The 1,978-nt window shown below is 61.4% G+C and carries 3 protein-coding genes and 1 pseudogene; 2 read left to right on the top strand and 2 right to left on the bottom strand.

Features of this window, described 5'->3' with window-relative positions; all coding sequences use genetic code 11:
* A pseudogene (locus tag EN932_RS34935) lies at positions 1–317 on the bottom strand (alanine dehydrogenase); the annotation flags it as partial.
* A gap of 156 nt (positions 318–473) precedes the next feature.
* Between EN932_RS34935 and EN932_RS34930 the strand changes: the two are divergent.
* Entirely contained in the window at positions 474–947 is a 474-nt protein-coding gene (locus EN932_RS34930) for an Lrp/AsnC family transcriptional regulator (RefSeq protein WP_024505089.1), read from the top strand.
* On the opposite strand, the gene EN932_RS34925 is transcribed toward EN932_RS34930, so the two are convergent.
* Positions 944–1,594, bottom strand: a complete 651-nt coding sequence (locus EN932_RS34925) for a 5-formyltetrahydrofolate cyclo-ligase (protein WP_127369647.1) — start codon at positions 1,592–1,594, stop codon at positions 944–946. The two genes, EN932_RS34930 and EN932_RS34925, sit on opposite strands and share 4 nt — an antisense overlap.
* 163 nt (positions 1,595–1,757) lie before the next feature.
* Between EN932_RS34925 and EN932_RS34920 the strand changes: the two genes are divergently transcribed.
* Positions 1,758–1,978: FAD-dependent oxidoreductase (locus EN932_RS34920; protein ID WP_164890807.1), on the top strand; the 221-nt coding region annotated here is incomplete at its 3' end.

The following is a 1,978-nucleotide window of genomic DNA, read 5'->3' as shown; positions in this document are numbered from 1 at the left end:
CCCTTGGTCTGCTCCGGATCCGGAGCAAGGTGGAGGTAGGTATACAGGATCTGGCCTTCGCGAAGCTGCGCCCATTCGCTGGGCTGCGGCTCCTTGACCTTGACGATCATGTCCGACTTGGCGAACACCTCGGCGGCCGTCTTGGCAATCGTGGCGCCGGCGGCGCGATAGGCGTTGTCATCGGCGCCGATGCCGGCACCGGCCCCGGTCTCGACCAGCACTTCGTGGCCATGGGCGACATATTCGCGGACCGAGCCGGGGGTGAGGCCGACGCGGTATTCGTGGTTCTTGATTTCCTTGGGGCAGCCGACGCGCATTTTCTTCTCCTGATCCGGCCCTTTTGGGCTCGTTCCCTGTATGGCTGGAGTGAACCACGAATCGTTGCGCAGGTGTTTGCGAATGCGCTTGCGCCCACCGGCCGGTTTCGATAATTGTTGCGCGAAACAGCAAGATATTCGCAGGATTCACGAATAATGCCGCTCGACAGGATCGATATCGCCATTCTCGAGGCTTTGCAGAAGGATGGCAGGATACCCAATGCGGCGCTGGCCGAGAAGGTCGGCCTGTCGCAGTCGGCCTGTTCGCGCCGGCTCGACAATCTGGAGAAATCCGGAACCATTCGCGGCTACCACGCCCGGCTTTCCAATGTGGCACTTGGCCACCAGATGACGGCGATCGTGCACATATCGCTGTCGGGGCAGTTCGAGAAGACGCTGTCGGATTTCGAGGCGGCGATCAAGCGCTGCCCGAACGTGCTGTCCTGTCACCTGATGTCGGGCGAATACGACTACATCCTGCGGATCGCGGCGAAGGATCTCGTCGACTATGAGCGCATCCACAAGGAATGGCTGTCGGCGATGCCGCATGTGACCAAGATCAATTCGTCCTTTGCGCTACGCGAAATCGTCGACAGGACCGCCATGGGCATGAAGCCGGAAATGGCCTAGGCCTCCGTTACCACCCGATCCATCGGAATGTCGTGCGGCTGCGGGTAGATGGTCGCGATGCGCTGCAGCTCGTAGCCGACGCCGATGACCAGTGGCTTGAACGGCATCGCTGCCAGCGTACGGTCGAAGAAACCGCCGCCATAACCCAGGCGGTAGTTCAGGGGATCGATGCCGACGATCGGCGAGATGACGATGTCCGGCAGCACCGGATCGCCCTCGGCCGGGATTGGGATGTTCCAGACACCTTTCTCCAGCCGGTCGCCTGCTTTGTAGGCGCGGAAGATCAGCGGCTGCCCCTTCTCGATGACGATGGGCAGGGCGGTGCGGCCGCCGCGTTCGTTTATGGACGCCATCCAAGGCCGCAAATCCGGCTCGCCGCGAAACGGCCAGTAGAGACTGACCATGCGGCCGGCGATCTCGCCGATTACCGCGTCGAGGCCATCGGCGATGCCTTGCGACATTACCGTTCGCGCGTCGGCCGAAACAGCAAGACGCGCGGCGATCAGGCGTTCGCGCTCAGCCTTGCGCCAGCGTCTCACATCGGTCCAGTCGCTCGAAGGCGCACGGAATTCCGGATCGAGTTCGTGCATGAAACAGGGCGGCGAAGAATACTGCGCCGGAGCATCGTCGTCACGATCGTTGGCCATGCCTCACCTCATCGCGTGTTCGATGACGCTATACCTCGCGATACGATACAACATGTGCATTCACGACATGCAACGACGAGTCTCGGGCACTGGCCATCTGTTGTTGCATTGCACAAAAATACCTACATGCAGGACAGGCAATCTTGCTATCAAGGTGAACGAAATGAACGAAGCCAGGCATCATGTCGTCGTTGTCGGCGCGGGTTTCGGCGGGCTCGAGTTCACCCGTGCGCTTGCCGGCGCTCCCGTGCGCATCACCATGATCGACAAGCGCAACCATCACCTCTTCCAGCCGCTGCTCTACCAGGTGGCGACGACGGCGCTGGCCACCTCCGAGGTTGCCTGGCCGATCCGCCACCTCCTGCGCAAGCGCAAGGATGTGAC

Source organism: Mesorhizobium sp. M7A.F.Ca.US.002.01.1.1, from assembly GCF_004022955.1.
Taxonomy (GTDB): domain Bacteria; phylum Pseudomonadota; class Alphaproteobacteria; order Rhizobiales; family Rhizobiaceae; genus Mesorhizobium; species Mesorhizobium ciceri.
The sequence above is the reverse complement of the archived record's forward strand: the minus strand, read 5'-3'. Positions and strand labels throughout refer to the sequence as shown.

Bases quoted from the DNA above. Each gene is read 5' to 3' on its own strand.
- EN932_RS34930 (WP_024505089.1), top strand. From the start codon at position 474: ATGCCGCTCGACAGGATCGATATCGCCATTCTCGAGGCTTTGCAGAAG.
- EN932_RS34925 (WP_127369647.1), bottom strand. From the start codon at position 1,594: ATGGCCAACGATCGTGACGACGATGCTCCGGCGCAGTATTCTTCGCCG.